Source organism: Chryseobacterium sp. Marseille-Q8038 (assembly GCF_965111995.1).
Window position 1 is genome coordinate 2273306 of the sequence record NZ_CBCOPN010000001.1, and the last position, 20915, is coordinate 2294220.

At 36.7% G+C, this 20915-nt stretch carries 18 protein-coding genes and 1 riboswitch; of the genes, 10 read left to right on the forward strand and 8 right to left on the reverse strand.

Annotation, left to right across the window (positions count from 1 at the left end):
- Positions 1-21: 21 nt before the first annotated feature.
- The 5 genes from ACWPWS_RS10515 to folP form a co-directional block, all read right to left on the reverse strand.
- Positions 22-303 carry an ACT domain-containing protein gene (locus tag ACWPWS_RS10515; RefSeq protein ID WP_062671248.1) on the reverse strand — a complete coding sequence of 94 codons (282 nt, stop codon included), beginning with the start codon at positions 301-303 and terminating at the stop codon, positions 22-24.
- Positions 304-308: 5 nt separating this feature from the next.
- Positions 309-2039, reverse strand: coding sequence for a biosynthetic-type acetolactate synthase large subunit (gene ilvB / locus ACWPWS_RS10520; protein WP_454046449.1), 1731 nt, complete (start codon positions 2037-2039; stop codon positions 309-311).
- A 6-nt stretch (positions 2040-2045) separates the two neighbouring features.
- Complete coding sequence (ilvD, locus tag ACWPWS_RS10525; protein WP_454046450.1) at positions 2046-3728, reverse strand: dihydroxy-acid dehydratase; 1683 nt, start codon at positions 3726-3728, stop codon at positions 2046-2048.
- A 179-nt stretch (positions 3729-3907) separates the two neighbouring features.
- Positions 3908-4780, reverse strand: coding sequence for a branched-chain-amino-acid transaminase (gene ilvE, locus ACWPWS_RS10530; protein WP_454046451.1), 873 nt, complete (start codon positions 4778-4780; stop codon positions 3908-3910).
- Between the two features lie 368 nt (positions 4781-5148).
- On the reverse strand, positions 5149-6015 hold the full coding sequence (gene folP / locus ACWPWS_RS10535) for a dihydropteroate synthase (RefSeq protein WP_454046452.1): 867 nt from the start codon (positions 6013-6015) through the stop codon (positions 5149-5151).
- Positions 6016-6512: 497 nt separating this feature from the next.
- Between folP and ACWPWS_RS10540 the strand changes: the two genes are divergently transcribed.
- The 6 genes from ACWPWS_RS10540 to ACWPWS_RS10565 all read left to right on the forward strand — a co-directional run bounded on the left by ACWPWS_RS10540 (position 6513) and on the right by ACWPWS_RS10565 (position 12229).
- Positions 6513-7079, forward strand: coding sequence for a DUF1599 domain-containing protein (locus tag ACWPWS_RS10540; RefSeq protein ID WP_209785475.1), 567 nt, complete (start codon positions 6513-6515; stop codon positions 7077-7079).
- A 1-nt stretch (position 7080) separates the two neighbouring features.
- Positions 7081-8190 carry a BT_3928 family protein gene (locus ACWPWS_RS10545; protein ID WP_454046453.1) on the forward strand — a complete coding sequence of 370 codons (1110 nt, stop codon included), beginning with the start codon at positions 7081-7083 and terminating at the stop codon, positions 8188-8190.
- 171 nt (positions 8191-8361) lie between these two features.
- Positions 8362-8709 (forward strand): TerB family tellurite resistance protein, encoded by a 348-nt coding sequence (locus ACWPWS_RS10550; RefSeq protein WP_105683966.1) that lies wholly within the window; start codon positions 8362-8364, stop codon positions 8707-8709.
- A gap of 37 nt (positions 8710-8746) precedes the next feature.
- On the forward strand, positions 8747-9505 hold the full coding sequence (gene tpiA, locus ACWPWS_RS10555) for a triose-phosphate isomerase (RefSeq protein WP_209785478.1): 759 nt from the start codon (positions 8747-8749) through the stop codon (positions 9503-9505).
- Between the two features lie 742 nt (positions 9506-10247).
- The gene (locus ACWPWS_RS10560) at positions 10248-11654 is read left to right on the forward strand and encodes a hypothetical protein (RefSeq protein ID WP_454046454.1); all 1407 of its coding nucleotides are present in this window, start codon (positions 10248-10250) and stop codon (positions 11652-11654) included.
- A gap of 11 nt (positions 11655-11665) precedes the next feature.
- Complete coding sequence (locus ACWPWS_RS10565; protein WP_454046455.1) at positions 11666-12229, forward strand: DUF6705 family protein; 564 nt, start codon at positions 11666-11668, stop codon at positions 12227-12229.
- 391 nt (positions 12230-12620) lie between these two features.
- Here ACWPWS_RS10565 and ACWPWS_RS10570 read toward each other — a convergent pair whose 3' ends face one another.
- Positions 12621-13889 (reverse strand): esterase-like activity of phytase family protein, encoded by a 1269-nt coding sequence (locus ACWPWS_RS10570; protein ID WP_454046456.1) that lies wholly within the window; start codon positions 13887-13889, stop codon positions 12621-12623.
- Positions 13890-14122: 233 nt separating this feature from the next.
- Positions 14123-14312, forward strand: a riboswitch (cobalamin riboswitch).
- A gap of 63 nt (positions 14313-14375) precedes the next feature.
- Between ACWPWS_RS10570 and ACWPWS_RS10575 the strand changes: the two genes are divergently transcribed.
- Positions 14376-15482: a T9SS type A sorting domain-containing protein gene (locus ACWPWS_RS10575; protein ID WP_454046457.1), complete on the forward strand. Its 1107-nt coding sequence runs from the start codon at positions 14376-14378 to the stop codon at positions 15480-15482.
- A 318-nt stretch (positions 15483-15800) separates the two neighbouring features.
- On the opposite strand, the gene clpP is transcribed toward ACWPWS_RS10575, so the two are convergent.
- Entirely contained in the window at positions 15801-16487 is a 687-nt protein-coding gene (gene clpP, locus ACWPWS_RS10580; RefSeq protein ID WP_027373257.1) for an ATP-dependent Clp endopeptidase proteolytic subunit ClpP, read from the reverse strand.
- Positions 16488-16599: 112 nt separating this feature from the next.
- Positions 16600-18588 carry a DNA primase gene (gene dnaG / locus ACWPWS_RS10585; RefSeq protein ID WP_454046458.1) on the reverse strand — a complete coding sequence of 663 codons (1989 nt, stop codon included), beginning with the start codon at positions 18586-18588 and terminating at the stop codon, positions 16600-16602.
- A 273-nt stretch (positions 18589-18861) separates the two neighbouring features.
- Here dnaG and tsaE point away from each other — a divergent pair, with 273 nt between their 5' ends.
- The 3 genes from tsaE (at position 18862) to ACWPWS_RS10600 (ending at position 20898) form a co-directional block, all read left to right on the forward strand.
- Positions 18862-19269 carry a tRNA (adenosine(37)-N6)-threonylcarbamoyltransferase complex ATPase subunit type 1 TsaE gene (gene tsaE, locus ACWPWS_RS10590; RefSeq protein ID WP_454046459.1) on the forward strand — a complete coding sequence of 136 codons (408 nt, stop codon included), beginning with the start codon at positions 18862-18864 and terminating at the stop codon, positions 19267-19269.
- 67 nt (positions 19270-19336) lie between these two features.
- Positions 19337-20527, forward strand: a complete 1191-nt coding sequence (locus tag ACWPWS_RS10595; RefSeq protein WP_114821220.1) for an alanine dehydrogenase — start codon at positions 19337-19339, stop codon at positions 20525-20527.
- Positions 20527-20898 carry a DUF4258 domain-containing protein gene (locus ACWPWS_RS10600; protein WP_209785484.1) on the forward strand — a complete coding sequence of 124 codons (372 nt, stop codon included), beginning with the start codon at positions 20527-20529 and terminating at the stop codon, positions 20896-20898. Before ACWPWS_RS10595 ends, ACWPWS_RS10600 begins: the two co-directional genes overlap by 1 nt.
- Positions 20899-20915: the final 17 nt, after the last annotated feature.

Sequence of the window (20915 nt, forward strand, 5' to 3'; positions counted from 1 at the left end):
TATGATGTTTAATTTTTGTGTTTAGCTTGCATATTCTACAGCCGTCAGGTATGGATTTCTATGATAATGTACTTCCAGAACATCTACCTGTTTTTCCATTTGTCTGCTGATCTTCTGAACAGAATCTTCCGTTTCTCTGATCACAATGACAAACTTTTTTACTTTTTCTATTTCGGAAGGCCCTACATTGAAGGTCACCATAGAAATTCTTCTTCTTGAAAAAATAGCATTGATCCGGCTGATCAATCCTAAGTAATCTTCTGTATACGCAGTAATGGTATATTCTTTATGATCTGTTTTCATCTTTTTTATTTTTGAGTTTTATTATTTAATACAATCTCCGAAACACTTTTCCCCTGTGGAATCATCGGAAATACATTGTGTTCTTTTCCTGTCATGACTTCAAGAAGGAAAGAGCCTTTGTGATCGAGCATTTCACGGAGAGCCCATTGCAAATCTTCTCTCTCAGATACTTTATTCCCTGATATATTGTAACCTTTGGCAACCTGAACAAAATCAGGACTCTGAATGTCTACTGAAGAATATCTTTCTTCGTGAAACAATTCCTGCCACTGCCTTACCATTCCCAGATAGCAATTATTAAGAATTAAAATTTTAACCTCAGGATGATACTGCATAATGGTTCCAAGTTCCTGAATATTCATCTGAGCCCCGCCATCTCCCATCACCGCAATCACAGGACGGTTGGTCCCTGCATATGATGCTCCGATTGCTGCGGGAAGACAAAACCCCATTGTTCCCAGTCCTCCGCTTGTGACATTCGTTCGGGAATGTTTAAAATGAGAATAGCGGCATGTTGCCATCTGATGCTGTCCCACATCCGTTACAATAACTGCCTCACCGTCTGTCATCTCATTCAGGTGACGGATAACTTCTCCCATTGTGATCTCTCCTTCTTCAGGGTAAAGCTCAGTATTGATAAGATTGATACTTTCCACTTCATGACATTTTTTAAACCGATCATGCCAGTCATGATGCTCTCTTTTCATGATCCTTTCCGTAAGAAGAGGAAGCGTATGTTTGCAGTTTCCAAGAACCGGAACATCAACTTTCACATTTTTATTGATCTCTGCGTTATCAATATCAAAGTGAATAATTTTTGCCTGCTTTGCATACTGATCCAGTCTTCCGGTTACGCGGTCATCGAATCTCATTCCGATCGCAATAAGAACATCACATTCGTTGGTTAATATATTGGGGCCATAATTTCCGTGCATTCCCACCATGCCTACAGCTTGAGGATGATGAGTAGGAATGGCACTCATTCCCAGAACAGTCCATGCTACCGGAATTCCTGATTTTTCAGCAAACTGCAAAAATTCTTTTTCAGCTTTACCCAGCATAATTCCCTGTCCTGCAATGACAAATGGTCTTTCTGCATTATTGATCAATTCTGCAGCTTTTCCTATGCTTTCCTTACATGGATCAGGATCTGGTTTATAGCTTCTCAATGAATGACATGGTGAATATCCTTTATAATCAACACACTGGAGCTGGGCATTTTTGCTAACATCTATCAATACAGGGCCGGGACGACCTGATTTTGCAATGTAAAATGCTTTTGCCAGTACTTCGGGAAGTTCATTCGCATCAGTCACCTGATAATTCCATTTGGTGACCGGGCTAGTGACGTTCATTACATCTATTTCCTGAAAAGCATCCGTTCCGAGAAGGTGTTCAAAAACCTGTCCCGTAATGCATACCAAAGGTGTATTATCCAATAAAGCATCTGCCAGTCCTGTCACAAGATTGGTTGCTCCGGGACCGCTGGTAGCCAGAACGACACCCACTTCTCCCGATACTCTTGCCAGACCCTGTGCTGCATGTACTGCTGCCTGCTCGTGACGTACAAGAATGTGTTTCAGGTTTTCTTTATAATCATAAAGAGCGTCATAGATAGGAATAATGGCACCTCCAGGATATCCGAAAACGGTTTTCACTCCTTCCTGAAGAAAAGCTTCAAGAATAATGCGGCTTCCGCTAAGTTGTATTTCTGTTGATAAATTCAGGTTTTCCATATACTTTTATTGAGTGATTTCGTCCGTTACACAGCCTTCTGCGGCTGATGATACTGTTAATGCATATTTATAAAGCAGTCCTTTCTGTACTTTAAGTGGTGGTTTTTGCCATCCTTTTTTTCTTCTTTCTATTTCTTCTTCTGAAACTTTGAGCTGTATGGTATTGTTTACAGCATCAATTTCAATCAGGTCATCATTGTTTACAAAGGCTATCAGACCTCCTTCGTGAGCTTCCGGAGTGATGTGTCCTACCACAAATCCGTGGGTTCCTCCACTAAATCTTCCATCGGTAATCAAGGCAACGCTGCTTCCCAGACCAGCTCCTATCAAAGCACTGGTAGGTTTCAACATTTCCGGCATTCCGGGAGCTCCTTTTGGACCTTCATGGCGGATTACAATGACATCACCATGCTGTACAGTTCCATCCTGAATTCCTCTGATAAGATTTTTTTCGCCATCAAATACACGGGCTTTTCCTACAAAGCGTTCACCTTCTTTTCCTGTAATTTTGGCTACACTTCCTTTCTCTGCAAGGTTTCCGTATAATATTCTCAGGTGTCCGGTAGCTTTTACAGGTTCTGACAGAGGTTTTATGATTTTCTGTTTATTAAAATCCAGATCGGGAACATTTTCTAAATTTTCAGTCAGTGTTTTTCCGGTTACAGTCAGGCAATCACCATGTAATAATCCTTGTTTTAAAAGGTATTTCATTACTGATGGTATTCCTCCGTGTTCATACAAATCCTGCATCAGGTATTTTCCGCTAGGTTTCAGGTCTGCCAATACCGGAGTTACATCGCTCATCTTCTGGAAGTCATCCTGAGTAAGAGGTACTCCGACACTTTTTGCCATGGCTATAAAATGTAAAACAGCATTGGTACTTCCTCCTAGAATAACAATCATGCGAAGAGCATTTTCAAAAGCTTTCCGGGTCATGATATCTGAAGGTTTGATGTCCTTTTCCAGTAATACTTTGAGATATTTTCCTGCCTCATGGCATTCTTCATGTTTTTCCTTGCTCAAAGCGGGATTGGAAGAAGAATATGGAAGACTCATTCCTAATGCTTCTATAGCGGAAGCCATGGTATTGGCTGTATACATTCCACCACATGCTCCGGCACCTGGACAGGAATTTTTCACAACTCCATCAAAATCTTCCTCTGTGATTTCTCCAGCAATCTTTTTACCCAGCGCTTCGAATGCAGAAACGATATTGAGCTGTTCCCCTTTGTAGCAGCCGGGAGCAATAGTCCCTCCGTACACCATGATCGATGGCCTGTTGAGTCTTCCCATTGCAATAATAGTTCCCGGCATGTTTTTGTCACAGCCTGGGAGAGCAATCAGTCCATCGTAGTATTGTGCGCCGCAGATCGCTTCGATACTGTCTGCAATAACATCACGGCTTACCAGAGAATAGCGCATTCCATCTGTTCCATTGCTCATCCCGTCACTTACCCCAATGGTATTAAAAATCAATCCGGCTAATCCATGATCCCATGTTCCTTTTTTTACCATTTTAGCCAGATCATTCAGATGCATATTACAGGTATTCCCGTCGTAGCCCATACTGGCAATTCCGACCTGAGCCTTGTGCATATCTTCTTCTGTAAATCCTATCCCGTATAACATAGCTTTGGCTGCGGGTTGTTCACTGTTTTGCGTGAATGTTTTTGAATATTTATTTAACATATTTATCATGCATTTGATGTTCTTTCATCATTTAAAAATCTAGTTCTTTACTTAATTTTGCCCCAAAACTACAGCTTGTTATATTTTATTCATTTTCAAATTTCCTGAAAACTACAATATCCAATCGTTTCAAAAACAGATATATTTAATTAATAATCAATCATTTAAACTCTTGAAATTTACAATGACAAAACTCTTACCCGTTTCAAATAAGCTTGCTGTACTTTCTTACTGGCAGTCTCTTCCCAGTTTTTGCTAAAAGGAACATCATCAAGGGAATCCAGGGCAACAATCTCTGCAGCCGTACCACAGAAAAAACCTGCATCAGCACCACGCATTTCTTCCGGTTTAAAGAAGGTTTCTTTCACAGGAATGTTGAGTTCATCACAGATTTCCATAACCGTTTGTCTTGTGATTCCCGGAAGGATACTTCCTTTGCCCGGAGTAAATAAAACTCCGTCTTTTTCGTAGAAAACATTGGCACCTGAGCTCTCTGCAACATTTCCGTCCTCATCCAATACCAATGCTTCATCATAGCCTTTGTCTTTGGCATCCTGACAGGCAAGTATCGAGTTTACATAATGTCCACCTACTTTGGCTTCAACCTTAAAAGCTTTAGGATTAGGACGCTGAAAATGGGAAGTCATGATTTTCATTTTGTCTGCCAGATATCCGTTATTCCATTCCCAGGCAAGAAGAGACAGATAAGATTTTTGTCCTTTTGAAAGTGACATATTGGGCGAACATGTAACCAATGGACGGATATAAGCATCTGTAAAACCATTACGATCCAGAAGCTCATACGTAAGCTCTGTAAGCTGGTTCACGGAATAATCAAAGGGAATATGCATCAGTTCTGCAGATCTTTTCAGTCTTTCATAATGTTCTTTTGCTTTGAAAATTCTGGGTCCGTGATCTGTGCTGTAAGATTTAATTCCTTCAAAAACAGAGTAACCATAGTGTAGAGATTGTCCGTAAAGGTCTGTTCCGGCTTCTTTGGCTTTCCTAAATTTTCCGTCAAAGTAGATGATCGTGTCGTCGTTGTAATACATGTTATAAGGTTTAAAAAATTTTAAAAATGGGAATAAAAAAAGCCCTCTCACAGTGTGAGAGGGCTCAATATATGTACAGTCATACATCTTCCTTCTCACAAACGCAAGGGAATAATAATGACGATAATAATTACTGATAATAACTGATACATATTTTTTACTATAAAAAATTAAAACAAAAAAACCGTTTCATAATTTGAAACGGTTTTATATATAATTTAAATTAAAATCTATTTAAAATGCCGTTTCCTTACTGTTGTTAATGACAACAGCAATAATAGAAATGACAATAATATTTTTCTGATTCGTAAAATTCATACTGCAAATGTATAAACTTTTTAATTACTCACAAGTTTTTTTCACACTTTTTATTTTTTTCGTAAAAAATGAGTCAATGTTTCCTTTGCCTGAGCCACATCATGAACCCTTAGAATCTTTGCGCCCTGTTCCAAAACTTTTAGGTGCAGTTTCTGTGTTTCATCATTGATATCCAAAGGAGATTTCCCAAGCGGTTTATAGATAAATGATTTTCTGGAAATACCTATTAAAAGAGGAAATTTTCCAAATCCCAGATATTTAACTTCGTGGATCATTTTCATCTGGTCCTCTACTGTTTTTCCGAACCCAAAACCAGGATCAAGAATGATGTCATTCACTCCTTTTTCTAAAAGTTCTTTTGTTTTTTTGGAAAAATACAGGTTCACTTCCAGCGTAATATCTTCGAACTTTATTTTATCATGCATAGTTTTGTAGGAAGGATTTACATGCATCAGAATGTAAGGAAGTTTCGTTTCTGCAGCTGTATCAAACATTTCTGCATCGTACTGACCGCCTGAGATATCATTGATAAGATCAATTCCTTCATTGAAACCAAACTTTACTGTTGCTGCATAAAAAGTATCAAGAGAAATCAGGGCTTCTGGAAATTCTTTTTTGATCAGAGAAATAAGATTTCCAATTCGTTTTATTTCTTCATCAGCGCTCAAAAATTCAGCGTTGGGACGTGTAGACTGAGGACCGACATCTAATATTTCAGCACCTTCATTCAATAGTTTTTCCACATGCTTTAAAGCTAAATTTTCATTATTGAATTTTCCACCATCAGAGAAAGAATCCGGCGTAAGATTGAGGATTCCCATGATCTTTGGAGTGTCGAGTTGTACTAAACGACCGTTACAGTTGATTGAATAGGTTTTAGGGTCTGAGGGTTGGAGGGTTTGGGAGTTGGAGAGCATGGAGTTTATATTGATGAATGATAAATGATAATTGATGAATGATTTTTATATCCTGCAAAATTAGTGATTTGTGAGTTTTTAATGAGAATTTAGAGGCTGGAAATTAGAAATTGCAAGCTGGAAGCCAGAAGCTGGAGGCTGGAAGCTCAATTCGTACTCTCAAACCCACAGAGCTCGGTAAATCGAATCTTGAAACTCTTACTTCAAATGCTAAAACCATCAACTCGAAACCCACATCACAAATCTGAAACCGAATTCGTATATCTGGAAATGAGAGGTTGTAAGCTGGAAGCATGAAGCTGGAGGCTGGAAGCTCAATTCGTACTCTCAAACCCACAAAGCTCGGTAAATCGAATCTTGAAATTCTTACCTCAAACACGCTCTAACCCTAAAACTCTCAAACTCTCCCACTCTCAAACCCTCTCAATCACAAACTCAGCTTCCCATATTCAAAAATCTAAAACCGAATTCGTATATTTGGAAGATTAAGAAAATTTATGCTAAAAACATCAGTACAGTTCGAGAAAATTATCAGTGAATGCCGTGATCTTTTCGGTAAAAAATTACAGGATTACGGTGCAGCATGGAGGGTTTTAAGACCCAGCTCTATTACAGATCAGATCTATATCAAGGTCAATAGAATCCGTACGCTGCAGATGACTGATAAAAAAATGGTGGATGAGAGTGAGGAAGGTGAGTTTATCGCAATTGTAAACTATTCTATCATTGGACTTATTCAGCTAGAGAAAGGTCTTTCCAATGATTTTAATGAAAATAAAGAAGAAATTTTAGGTCTGTATGACAAATATGCCAATGAAGCGAAGGCTTTAATGGAAAGAAAAAATCATGATTATGGTGAGGCCTGGAGAGATATGAGAATCTCTTCCATCACAGATCTTATTTATCAGAAAGTATTACGAACCAAACAGATTGAGGACAATCAGGGGAAAACAATCGTTTCAGAAGGTCTTGATGCCAACTATTTCGATATGCTGAATTATGCAGTCTTCTGTCTGATTAAGTTCTCAGAACAAGAAAATCAATTCGAACCCAAAAATATTTAATATGCTCAAAGGTTTATTACGCTTTATTATTGCTGTTATTTTTATCCTTTCAGGCTTTGTAAAAGCCGTGGATCTGGTAGGTTTTTCTTTCAAAATGGAAGAATATTTTGCCCCTCCGGTTTTCAATATGCCGTTTTTAGAAAAGTTTGCCCTGCTTTTTTCCATCATTGTAGTGGTACTGGAGCTTTTCCTAGGATTTATGCTGCTGCTTAAATTAAAGCTTAAATTTACCTTATCCATATTAATTGCCCTGTGTATTTTCTTTGGATTCCTGACATTTTATTCAGCGTATTTCAACGTAGTAACCGATTGCGGATGTTTTGGTGATGCTATCAAATTCACGCCTTGGCAGAGCTTCCTTAAAGATGTTGTCCTTCTTGTAGGATTGATTATACTATTTGTTCTTTACAGAAAAGAATTCCGCAAAAAAGATGAGTATGGAGTTACGGAGAAAGAGCCTTCCAATACATTCAAATACATCCTTTTAACAGTCTTTTCACTGGGAATGATCTACGTGATGGCACAAGGAATTATGCATGAACCGATTATAGATTTCCGTGATTACAGAATAGGAACGGATATTAAAGGTGAAAAAGTAAAAATCGAAAAAAATCCTTCTGAATACAAGACTTTCTATTCTCTGAAAAATCAGAAAACCGGAGCTGTTGTAAAAGTAAATCAGGATGATTATATCAAAAAAACAGAATATTGGGCAGAAGGTTCTCCATGGAAAATTGAAGAAGGCAAGAATGAATCTGTACTAACCAAAGAGGGTTACAAGTCTGAAATTGTGAAATTTAAGATTGAAGACCCTACAGGAATGGACGCTACCAATGAGATCATTAATGCTCCAAAAGCAATTTTGGTGTTCTCTTACCATCCCAAAGATGTTCCTGCAGATCTTCTTCAGAAAGTAGAAGCGAAAGTAAAAACTCAGAAAGGAGCTCTTCTCTATGGCGTTTCTACAGAACCCAATACTTTTAAAACCATCAAAAATTTAATGATGGACGGAACTGCCATCAAAACAATAGCAAGAAGCAACCCATTTGTACTGATTCTTGAAAATGGAAAAATCATTGACAAACAGCCTGCAAAGGACTACGTTAATTAATTATAAATGATAAATGATAAATGATGAATTATAAATGATAGAAGGGATAATCATAGCTCAATTATCAATTATCAATTATCAATTATCAATTATCAATTATCAATTATCAATTATCAATTATCAATTATCAATTATCAAATTTAAACACTAAACTTAAACATACAACTACTCATGCAAAAATCAAATAAATCAATCGCTGGTTATCACTTATCAATGATCCTTTCTTCTGTGGACGGAGAGTTTGCTCCTGAGGAGGGAATGCTTGTACAGCAGTACCTGGCAGATGAATTCCCGTTCAGAATGAATCTTGACAATGAGCTTGAGACCCTTGCTCTTTTACAGCCTGAAGAATGGAAAGATCATTTTGAATTCCATGCAAGATGTTTCCACGAAGATTCTACAGAAGATGAACGTATAAAGTTTGTTCAGTTTGCAAAATCGCTTATTAAAGCGGATAATAAAGTAACTGAAGAGGAGCATACTTTCTATGTTTTACTAAAGAACCTTTGGGGATTATAAACGCGAAAAAAGTAAATAAATCAATATAATAAATCTTATGAGAAGAAAAATAGTTGCAGGAAACTGGAAAATGAACAAAAATGTAATTGATGCACAACAATTGATGATTCAGTTACTAAGCTATAAAAACAATAATGCTACGAACTGTGAGGTTTGGATTGCACCACCAGCATTATATTTAATGATGGCAAAAGACATCTTTGAAAAGGATGAGATCGGAGTATTTTCTCAGGATATGAGTGAGCATGAAAGTGGAGCTTACACGGGAGAAATTTCTGCAGACATGTTAGAATCTATCGATGCAACCGGATCTTTAATTGGGCACTCTGAAAGAAGACAATACCACGGTGAAACAGATTCTCACTGTAACAGAAAAATCAAATTAGCTCTTGATAAAGGTCTTATTCCTGTTTACTGTAATGGAGAAACTCTTGAACAGAGAAAGGCAGGACAGCACTTTGATGTGGTAAAAAATCAGACTGAAGTGGCTCTTTTCACACTTTCTGCTGAAGAGATCAAAAAAGTAGTGATTGCTTACGAACCGGTTTGGGCTATTGGGACAGGAGAAACGGCAACACCTGAGCAGGCTCAGGAAATCCATGCACATATCAGAAGCATCATTGCTGCAAAATATGGACAGGAAGTTGCTGACGAAATTTCTATCCTTTATGGAGGATCTGTAAAGCCTGATAATGCTAAAGAGATTTTCTCTCAGCCAGATATTGACGGAGGTCTTATTGGAGGAGCTGCTTTGAAATTAGAGGATTTCTCTAAGATTATTGAAGGTTTTAACTAATATCTGATTACAATATTCTATACATAAGAAAACCGACGGAATCTTCGATGCCGTTATTTAAAATCGTAATGCACCTATTCATCGTGCATTGCGATTTTTCTTTATGGAAACTTTCTGACATATTTCCAACAATCAAAACTCAAGCCCCTTTCAAAGAACTATACTGCAAAGATACAAATGCCCAAAACGACAAAAATCAGACTCTTTTTATGATCGTTCACAACCTTAAAAATTACGGAATGTTATTATTTTGAAAAATCAACAGGTAACTAAATTGAGTACCATATTAACTATATAGAATAATAAAAGCAACTACCAGCGTCCCAATAATGAAAACAGCTCGTTTTACATCATTTTTGATTTTTCGATAGTGATAATTATATTTTCTTGGAGTGGGTTACCCTTCATTTTGGTTATATTTAAAGTGATTGTAATCTTCGTTTTAAATATTTGAAGTAAAAAGCAAAATGACATTGCAGTTTCAGACAGGTTGTATACCATCATTTGAATATAAACAGTATAGTATTTGAGATGATCCTATCATTTATTTTGACACTGTTTGCATTCCTTATTCTTTATATTGCTTGTTCTTATTGCCTTATGCGTGGGCTAAAACTAACAGTCCAAAGACTTAAAAAATATTTTAACAAAGAAAAGCTAATCCTAAAAACAATACGGCACGTTTTGTCGCTCCACATATATAAATTTGCGAAAAAATATTTCAAAACATAGGGAAAACCACATGTTATCAAATGAAAAATATTTATATATTAGCCAACTTAAAAAATTATCACAAATCGATGAAAAAAAAATTTATTTTGCGGTTACTGCTATTAGTAACAGTGTCGCTGTTTTTTTCAATTCGTGTAGAACCGATGAAGCTACTCAAGAAGAGAAAAGAACTGAAAGAGAAAAAATCGAAGCATTTAGCAGGTTTGAGAGCAATCTAGACTCTCAAAAACACACACAAAAGAACTCTGAATACATCAGTTATCATGAGCCATTTAAGGAAATTATTCAGACATTCATGAACAATAATCCTGTTTTCACTCAGAAATTCCAGAATGAAGTAGGAGAAATCTATTTTAATCTTAGAAGTATTACTTACGGAGAAACAACAAAAGGAATTGCCTACCCTATCATAAAAGACGGCTCAGTTAATGCAGTATTGGTAGGATTGGTCAATCCCAAAAGAGATTGGGTTAATTTTATAGTATTGAAAAATAATTCACCCGAAGTACAGAGTATAATTTCAAATTTTCAAAACGTTTACAATTCACCTTCAATAGCATCAAGAGGTAGAGAGCCTGAGCAAACAGAAGATATACTACCCGTCATAATTAATGTTTATGGAGACATTACTGGACCTGTTAATCATTATTACCAGCCTTATGTAGATTATGGAAGCAATGGTAGTGGAATGAGTGGCGGATCTGAGACCTATGGAGGCTCAGGTGGCGGAAGCCAAACACAAAACCCTCAGGATCCGAAGAATCCTTGTGAAAAGATTAAAGAACAAAAAAATAACCCCGAATTTAATCAGAAAATTAATGATTTAAAAGGAAAGACAGGACAACAAAAAGAAACAGGGTATACCCAAAAAGCAGATGGAAGCTATTCATATCAAGAAAACGCATCCACTAACAGCAGTTCTAATTCTTTAAGTTTACCTAACTCAAATTTAACACAAAATAAAGATATAATGGGCTATATGCATACTCATGTTGATGATGTTACATTTACAAACAATGAAGGTGTTGAAGAAACAAGAAAAGGCATAAAAATGTTTTCTCCTGCTGATGTGGGGTATTTTATGGATATGCTTTCTAATGCGCAGACAGCAGGTAGGCCATTAATTGATGTTTATGCAGTAATGGTTACTAGCAATGGAAGTTATGAAATGAGATTTACAGGAAATCAGTATCAAATTAAAACTTTTACTCAACAGCAAATTGAAGGATTTAAAGAAGGATATAAAAACATAATGTTAAAATCAAACAATCAAGCAGCAGCTTTTTTAAATTTTTTAAGCGAGAAAATGAATATTAAGACTACGAATTTATACAGACTAAATTCAGACGGAGGAACGGAAGAAATTAAGCTTAACGGAGATAAAGTAACAACAACGACAAGTGATTGTCCAAACTAAAATTAAATCATATGAAAAATATTTTTTTTATTATACTAACAATATTTACTGCTAATTTAAATGCACAAACAGTATCATTAGAAACGATAGCACAATGTCAAAATAATCTTGAAACATGTCCACCCTATACATCAGTAAAAGATATTAACGGGCATTTAAATAAATATGTGGGAACTTGGAAAGGTACCCACGAAGGAAAAAATTATGAAATTAACATTATAAAAAAAGAAAATGTACCAACAGAATTTTCAAACACTAAATGGGATATGTTAATAGGAAGATTTAAAATAACTAATTCTAACGAAACTGTTTTGTTCAATAATTTTAATAAATCTGATAATGATGCAAGTTTGGGTTATAATTTTCACAAAGATTTAAAATTGTACTTAATGACTTTCTCTGGAGGAAAATTAGGCTGCATTGATATTGGATTTGTTTATATAGGCATTAAGCCTGAAACCCCCAATAAAATGACAATTAATTTTCGCCCAGATTATGATATTGTAACACAGGACTGTAGCAATTTTCAAACTACTATGCCTACTAATCAAGTAATACATTTGACAAAGCAATAAATTCAGAGTAAATTATTAGTAGCTCCTAATAAAAATCAAATGATTGGCTCTACCGTAATATCAGAATGGTAAAGCCAATCATTTTCATTTTACGGTGATACAAACGATTGGTTTTTCAATATATACATTGCTGAATAATCAATCATTTACATTATTCTATATCTTGAATATCATCATCAACCATCATGCTAAGGCTGAAACATATTATTAAAACAATGAAAAATAATTCAACAAAGAAAAAGTAAGTTTTAATACGTAAATACGAAATGTAACTAAACAGAAAACCCCTGAAAAGAGCCGTCATTACAACGAAACTCATTTCAAGGGTTTTCATTTGATTTCAGGCGCATCACTATCTTCGATGCCGCCGTTTTCCGTTAAAAAAATCTAATTATTGAATATTGACTACATACATCGTTCCTTTGTCTACTTTCCCTGTTTTAGGAAGAATCTTAGCTTTCGGATTTCCGTTTCCATCATCCACTACTCCAAAATCATCATCATTGAAAACAGCCAGTTTATTATTTCCCAAATAAACGATCCCTTCAAACTTATCATGCTCATACCCCAGTTTTGCAACAAGATCAACAGCCAATGTTTTGGTCACAGCTTTTATTCCGGCAGTGGTAATTTCATCCCATGAGCATTGTTCCAAAGCTTTTCCATTCACTTTCATACCGTCCACAGCAGTAATATCTGTTCCGTTTACATCCGTTGCATTGCTCAGATTAATTCTGTATACTTTTTTAATTCCTCCCTGGGATCCAAAATTTCCGTCTCTTTCGATCACTAAAAATTCGTTGTTACTTAACGCTGTAATATCACATACCGAATCCGAAGCACCTCCATCCTGTTTATATAAAAACTGCTTGGTCTGCCCTGTAATAATATCGAACGTGACAATTCTCGTTAAAGTAGTATTGGTTGCCAATGCTTTGCTTGGTACCAGCATCATCGACTGTATAGTTCCTACCAGCGTTCTTCCGTCCGGAGTAATACACAATCCTTCCATCCCTCTGTTGGCCCTTCTTTTGGCTAAAACGGCAGGTAATTTTCTTGTTCCGGTATTTACACCTATCGGGCTTATTCTTTCCATTTCTACTCCCTCTGCACTGTAATGCACAATATGCGGTCCGTATTCATCGGAAACCCAGAATGTACCGTCGGCTGCTGCTACAATACTTTCACTGTCAAGACCGTACTGATCAGTACCTAAAACATTTCCGGAAGCATCATAAGCAATTTCTCCTGTACTTCCCATTCCTACAGGATTTGGAAGACCTGTAATAGGTTGTCCTGATGGATTTTTAAGCTTAATATATTTGATAACCTCTACATTCCCGTCAGCATTAATTTTAAAATGCATAATCGTTGGCGTAAAGTTAGGTGCTAAGAACTTTTTTCCATTCTGGAAGTCGGTATTTGGACCTCTGTCTGTAATGACATAAAATTCACCTTTTCTTGTAGGGTGAGCTGCAGCTCCGGAACCAAATCCGCCGTTGATAACATCCACTCCGTTAATCGTAGCCAGTTTTGTAAATGGAAACTCCTGAGGAAGTTTGGAATAATTAATATCCTGATTCATTATTGTTGTGTCATCATCACTTTTACATGAGGCCAATACTGCCAGTACTCCAACAGACCATAGTAATTTTTTCATATGCTATTTTATGGCTGCGAATGTATAAACTGATTGTAAACTGATCTTGAATATAATGATAATTGTATTTTAACATTAGAATCTAAAAATGAATTGAATATAAACAGAAAAATTCAGGATTTAAAAATAAAACAACAACAATACAAGCAAATCAATAAACAATATGAAAATCAATTTTTTAAGGATATCTGAAAAAAAATAATTCACAAAACAGACTCATCAATTTATATGATATATTTGCAGCGTTTTAAGGCTGAACAATGTTCATTAATAGGGAATCAGGTGAGAATACTATTCAAATCCTGAGCTGTACCCGCAACTGTAAACTGTTTAAACTTATAGCATAATAATCCACTGGAGGGAAATCCGGGAAGGAAGCTGTAAGATGTGAGCCAGGAGACCTGCCTTAGAATACTGACTTCAGAGAAGAATTGTTTCTCCCCCTGAAGATAAGTTTCGGGAATAAAACTTTAAATTAATGATATCATGAGGAAAATTTATCTTTTTTTCTTACTGCTTTGTATGCAGCTCTTGTCGGCCCAATTTACAGAAAACGACATTAAATTTTGGGTAGGAACCGGTTCTAAAAAGGCCTATTTCATTGCAGATTTTAATGACAGCAGTACTCCCAATTCTTATGCATGGGGATACCGTTTTGATGGCAATGATTTATTGATGGAAGATCTTATCAATGCAATTGTGGCAGCAGAACCCCAAATGAACGTTGATATTCCCACAGGATATCTTTCTATTCTGAATTATAATCATCATACATCCACCATTGATGACAGCTGGATAACATGGTCCGGGTCCGGTGCATCCGGCATGACATGGAACAACGGTGTAGGCTATACTCCTTTAGTGGACGGAAAATGGTATGGAGTTTCATATGGCCTTGATCATTATGACATCCCTCCTTCTCCTCCTGTTCCGGCTTATAGTTCTTCATGGTTTACTCCCTCTCAGGTTACTCATTGGGTGGGAACCGGAAATAATAAAAGCCTCATAGTTATTGATTTTGGGACAGATAATGCCAATGGAAACGCCAATTCTTTTGTGTTTGGAATTAAATATAACGGAAGTATAACTGCAGAGCAGGCTCTACAGCTGGTTCAGACTCAGATTTCCTATTTTAATTTTACATCAGCGAACAATCAGATTTCTAACTTATCATTAAATTCATTTACCGGGAATACTTCCGGATCGGGCAGCTGGAAATTGTATAAAGGAAAAGATTTATCAAGCTGGCAAATGAAAGCAAATCTTTCTCAGGTTCAGCTGAGCAATAACGATTGGTTTGGATTAAGCTTCGGACAAAGAAGACCATTTACTCCAACTGAAGCACAACTGACATTGGGTACTTCATCAGTTACAAAGAAAAAATTCGGCATTTATCCAAATCCGGCAAGTGATTTTATTCAGATTGAAACTGATGAGAAACTGAAAGAAGTGAATGTTTATTCTGCTACAGGACAAAAGGTAATAACTTCTCAGGAGTTGAAGATTCCTATCCGATCTTTATCCTCAGGAGTTTATTTTGTTGAGATTAAAACCAATAGTGGTTCTGTGATACATAAGATTGTAAAAAAATAAAGAAAAGTGCCTAATTGTTGTTTTTTAATGAATGCGTGTAGAAAACCACCCCGTCAAAAATTCTTTGAATTTTCGCCACCCCTCCAAAGGATGGGAATTTTTACGTCTTTAATTGAAATCTGGTCTGGATTGTAACTATTTCTGAAGTATTTCTTCATGAATAATTGCGGCTGGATTCCTACGGAATGACACAATTGGAATGATGGTTTATCCATACAGTTTGTCATTCCGTAGTAATCTAAACAGTCAAAATTCATAATTAATCCTACAAAAAAAACCGCACCAGATAGGTGCGGTTTCTTATGATTTTACAATCAATTATTTTTTCTCAGTAGATCTTTGAAGAACCTCATCTACCATTCCGTAGCCTTTAGCTTCTTCAGAAGTCATCCAGTAATCTCTGTCAGAAGATTTCTCTACCCACTCGTAAGTTTGTCCTGAATGGTGACCGATAATTTCATAAAGCTCCTGTTTCAATTTCAACATCTCTCTTAAGTTGATCTCCATATCAGAAGCAACTCCCTGAGCACCTCCTGACGGCTGGTGGATCATTACTCTTGAGTGCTTAAGCGCAGAACGCTTTCCTTTTTCTCCGGCAACCAATAATACAGCTCCCATTGAAGCAGCCATCCCTGTACAGATTGTTGCTACATCCGGCTTAATAATCTGCATGGTGTCATAAATACCTAAACCTGCATAAACACTTCCACCAGGAGAGTTGATGTAGATTTGAATATCTTTTGAAGGATCTGCACTTTCTAAGAATAAAAGCTGTGCTGTAACGATGTTTGCTACCTGATCATCAATCCCTGTTCCCAGGAAGATAATTCTGTCCATCATCAAACGGGAGAAAACGTCCATTTGAGCAACGTTTAATCTTCTTTCTTCCATGATGTACGGAGTAAGATTCGTTGGGCCATACATTCCCATATACTGATCGGTAACCAAACCGTTGTTTCCTAAATGTTTTACAGAGAAATCTCTGAATTCTTTTTTAATGTCCATATTTCTATTATGTATTATTTTTTAACTATTCTCGAAGTTTAAATTACAATATTTATTCCTAAAATTTTATAGGACTTTTTGTCACAGAATATCAAAAAATCTGACTTAAAAACTATCTTCTTCTATCTCCATAGATTCCTTTGATAGGCGAATATTCGATGATATTACTCAATCGCATTGAAGCTTGTTTCAATAAGGTGATTTTCTTGATAAGTTCATAGTACTTTACTTCATCAGTATCCCTGTACACATCCAACTCCTTATCTGTTTCGGTGATTAAATAATCAATATATCTGTATTTATGCAATAGAACATCTCCCTTGATCTGATCTGCCACTTTATCCCCGTAATTAGGAGGATAAATATTTCTGGAAGCCCAGTTTTCAAGCTCATCCAACGGAATTAAAGCATCTACAACCTTCGTGGTAATCTCTTCATCCATAAAAGATACAAAAAAGTTTCCACTTCTCAGCTCATCTTTTTGAATGCCTTCTCTCACCTGAGTGATAATGATTTCATTGCCTTTAACCAAAAATGCATACTGCTCTTCTTCAAAATGATGAAGTATTTCTTCAATTACTGTAATCTGATATTCTTCACCTTGTTCATTTCTACGTTTCAGAATAATATCCCCAAATGCCAGCATGTGTTCTACAAGCTTATTTTCCATGAACAATACATCATACAGAAAGGGATCTTCTTTTTCCTGATTCAAAGGAACCATCTCCATCTTTGGAGCGGCTGCTTTCTCCTTCTGCTGTTGCTGTACATGATGCGTCTGATTCTGTGTAATCTGCTTCTGAACATCCAGTTCATTGAAAAGACTCTGCTCGGAAAGTCCGAACTTGTTGGAAACCTCTTTAAGGTATACCTCTCTTTTCAGGGCATTCTGTACAAAAGAAACAGATTTTACAATATCTCTGATGGCTTCAGCCTTTTTGATAGGATCATTTCCGATATCCTTTAAAAGAATTTCCGCTTTAAAATCGATGAAATCCATCGCTTCATTTTCGATATACTTTTCAACGTATTCCTGCGGATGTTTTCTGGCAAAAGAATCCGGGTCATCTCCATCAGGAAAAAGTAACACACGGATATTCATACCTTCAGTCAAAAGCATATCAATACTTCGGAAACTGGCTTTGATACCGGCATTATCACCATCAAAAAGAATCGTTACGTTTTCTGTAAGCCTCTTAATCAGTTTGATCTGCTCTGTTGTCAAAGACGTTCCGGAACTTGCCACCACATTTTCAATTCCGGACATGTGAAGTGAAATCACATCCATATATCCTTCTACCAAAAGACAGCCATTCTTTCTTGAAATGGCCTGTTTACTCTGGTTTAATCCATAAAGAACATTAGATTTATGATAGATCTCCGTTTCCGGCGAATTGAGGTATTTTGCAGTTTTAACATTATTCTTAAGAATCCTCGCTCCAAAACCTAAAACCCTTCCTGAAAAACTATGTATCGGAAAAATAACCCTTTCCCTGAAACGGTCTACCCCTGCAGGTGTATTTTCAGGAAAAATAGAAAGTCCGGATTTTTCAAGAATTTCTTTGGTATATCCTTTTTCCAGTGCATACGCTGTAAAAGCATTCTTTTTCTCCGGAGAATATCCCAGCTGGAATTTTTTGATAATATCGTCCTTAAGCTCTCTTTCTTTAAAATAAGAAAGACCTATACTTCTCCCTTCATGATCATCCCAAAGAATCTCCTGAAAATAAGTATTGGCTACTTCATGAATCTTATACAACAGATCTTTTTCGGTCTGTGCATGTTTTGCTTCTTCAGAAATTTCACGCTGATCTTCCTCAATTTCAATTCCGTACTTTTTGGCAGCGTGGCGAAGTGCTTCAGGATAGGTAAAGTTCTCAATTTCCATAAGGAAAGAGATGGCCGTTCCTCCTTTTCCTGTTGAGAAATCTTTCCAGATCTGCTTGCTTGGTGACACCACAAAACTTGGAGACTTTTCTTCATGAAACGGACTGAGCCCTTTAAAGTTAGACCCTGCTCTTTTCAACTGCACGTATTCACCCACAATCTCTTCAACGCGGATTGTGGAGAATATCTTATCAATGGTCTGTTTGGAAATCATGCTGTAAAATTAAGTATTTTATGGAGAAGTTGGAAGGGTTCTGGTAAGAGAGCCGGAGGGTTTGAGAGTTTGGGAGTCGTGTTGTGTTTGGTTTGAGAGTGTACGAGATAAGAATTTCAACATTCGATTTGCCGAGTTTTGGGGCTTGAGAGTACGTATTGAGCTTCCAGCCTCCAGCTTCCGGCTTCCAGCTTATAATTTCTAATTTCTAGCTTCTAACCTCTCATTAAAGACTCATAAATCATTATTTTTGCAAAATAAATTTGGTAATATATGCAATTCACTATAGATAAAATCGAAGACTGGCAGGAAGTTGTTGACAGCATCATTCCTCAATTAAAACATAATATTCTTTTATTAAAGGGAAATCTGGGAGCAGGAAAAACCACTTTCACTCAATTCCTGCTTAAAAGTATGGGCAGCAAGGATGAAGTGAACTCTCCTACTTACTCTATTGTGAATGAATACAATACGGAAAAAGGAAAAGTATACCATTTTGATCTTTACCGCTTGAAAAACATTGAAGAAGTGTATGATATCGGAATTGAAGAATACCTGGACAATTCTTTTTTATGCATCATCGAATGGCCGGAAGTCTATGAAGAGGAGCTTTACGGCCTTAACTACCACGCAATGAGTATTGTGAATACGGGTGAAAAAAGAGAAATTTCATTCGATTAAATATTATGTATCTTTGTTCATTAATTGAGTGTAAAAAACAATCTGTAAGACATAATTTAATTTAAGGATGAGTACAAATATTTTTACTCCTTTCACAGAAGAAGAATTAATGCCGAAAGAGGAAAAATTGGAGGTTATAAAAAAGGGAAAACAGTTCAGTATTGGTATTCCTAAAGAGACCTGTCTCAACGAAAGGAGAACCTGCATCACTCCTGACGCCGTACAGGTGTTGGTAGAGCACGGCCATGAGATCATTATAGAAGCCGGGGCCGGAGAAGGTTCATTTTTTACAGATTTACAGTATTCCGAATCTGGGGCGAAGATCACCAATGATCCTAAAGAAGCTTTCGGACAGGATCTTATCCTGAAGGTGAATCCACCTACAGAAGATGAGATTGAGTACATGAAACCGAATACTTATCTGGTTTCTGCACTTCAGATCAATCTCCGAGACAAGGATTATTTCTTAAAACTTGCAGAGAAAAAAATAAATGCCATCGCTTTTGAATTTATCGTTGATGAATATAAGCAGCTGGCTTTAGTAAGGTTAGTAGGGGAAATTGCAGGAACTGTTTCCATTTTATATGCTTCGGAATTATTGGCCTTATCAAACGGGTTAATGCTTGGAGGAATTACAGGAGTAAGACCTGCTGAAGTAGTAATCCTGGGAGCTGGTATTGTAGGGGAATTTGCTACAAAAGCAGCCATTGGTTTAGGAGCCAGCGTAAAGGTTTTTGACAACTCTTTATCCAAACTGAGAAGGCTTCATACAATTGTTGACAGCCGTGTTCCTACTTCCATTATAGATCCTAAAGAGCTCAGCAAAAGCTTGAGACGTGCTGATGTAGTGATTGGAGCGTTACCAAGATTAAATATGACTCCTATCGTTACCGAAGATATGGTCATGAAAATGAAAAAAGGCAGTGTCATTATTGACATCACCATAGATAATGGTAAAGTGATTGAGACTTCAGAACTTACTACCATGGAAGATCCTTATATTATCAAACACGGTGTCATCCACTGCGGACTTCCCAACCTTACCTCAAGAATGCCGAGAACCACTACTAAAGCTATCTCGAATTTCTTCCTTTCCTATATTTTAAATTATGACGAAGAGGGCGGCTTTGAAAATATGCTGATCCGCAAAAACGAAATGAAGCAGAGCTTATATATGTACAAAGGAAGACATACCAAGAAAATCATCTGCGACCGTTTCGGACTTACGTACCACGATATCAATCTTTTAATTTTCTAATGAAAAAACTGAAATTTTATGCAATAGGCTTCGTTCCGGGGCTTTTACTCGTATTTTTTATTTTAAACAAAAAGGGCGCAAGCTGCAGCGGATATTTACCAAACAGCCGTGTGATTGCTGAAAGTCTTTCCAAGGAATTCAAATATTCTGAAGAGGCTAAAAATGCAATGACTGCCTATAAGATTGATGAGAAATTTATAAAAGACAGCATCATTACCAACGGGAAAGTAGATTTTGACCGCAGCCATGCCCAGAAAAAACCTTGCCCAAGCTATCTTATTACCTATCCTGAAAAAAATCCGTCTTACGAAATCACTTTTGAAAAGTGTGAAGAAACCGTAACGGTAAACGGTCTTAAGAAACTTAAATAGTTTTCAGCAACTACAAG